Raw genomic sequence first — 914 nt, 5'->3', positions numbered from 1 at the left:
CGAGCAGCCGGCGCGCCTCGGCTTCCGTGATCTGGCGGACACGGCAGAGACAGCCCCAGCCATTGGGCGGGAAATGCGTGCGCCAGAAAGGGTGATCCACCGGCAGGATCAGGCCGACCCAGCCGAGGTGCTCGGCGCGCGGCTCCAGCGCCGTGGTCTCGACGTACAAAAAATACGGCAGCATGCGCTTGGAGCGCTGCGCCCGCGCCCACTGGCCGGCGGCACGCGCCGAGCGCATGTTGCTCCAGAAGGTCACCTCAAGGCGCCGGGGAAGCGAGAAGTCCACCACCCTGGCCGGATCGACGCCGGTCGGGTCCGCGACGGTGCGCGGCCCCCACCAGCCCTGCGGCGTCAGGCGGTCGCGCATCTCGGCCCGGAACTGCTCGAACGTCATGCCGCGCTCAAGCGCCTGACCGATGGCCTGGTCGAACTCGCCCAGCACCCGCATCTCGGTGACGCCGGCGACGGTGTGGGCATAGGCGTGCTCCTCCGCCCAGACATCGAGGTGGCTGAAGCGCGGGCGCAGCTGCTTGCCGGCCCAATAGTCCAGCACGTCCTCGGGCGGGTTCGTGCTCAGCGACACGTCGGCCATGGCCTGTCAGTCCTCGACGTCGCCGAGGCCACGTGCCTTCGCCGTCGCCCGCGCGATCGCGTCGGCCAGCGCCGACCGATCCATCCGCGTGACGGCCTCCAGCATCGCCGCGCGCAGCTCGGCGTAGGAGGTGGCGCCCTCCAACGCCTCGCGCATCGGCTCGAACAGCGGATCGGTGATCGCGACCCAGTCGCCGAAGGTCTCGACCAGGATCGACACCAGCTCGTCGTCCGCCGGCGCGACCTGCGCCGCCAGCGCCGGGGCATGCCGCTGGCCGCAGCCGGGGCAGACCGGGTGCAGGGCGCGCGCCGTGGCCGGCGCC

Annotated in this window: 1 protein-coding gene and 1 pseudogene; both read right to left on the bottom strand. The window is 72.3% G+C overall.

Features of this window, described 5'->3' with window-relative positions; translation table 11 throughout:
* Nucleotides 1–592 (bottom strand): phage head morphogenesis protein (locus tag STARVERO_RS21720; protein ID WP_280178160.1); only part of this gene is annotated, 592 nt, incomplete at its 3' end.
* Nucleotides 593–598: 6 nt separating this feature from the next.
* Nucleotides 599–914, bottom strand: a pseudogene (locus tag STARVERO_RS21715) (phage portal protein family protein); the annotation flags it as partial.

The sequence above is a fragment of the Starkeya nomas genome (assembly GCF_902703545.1).
Taxonomy (GTDB): domain Bacteria; phylum Pseudomonadota; class Alphaproteobacteria; order Rhizobiales; family Xanthobacteraceae; genus Ancylobacter; species Ancylobacter moscoviensis.
This window is presented reverse-complemented; position numbering and strand designations above follow the sequence as displayed.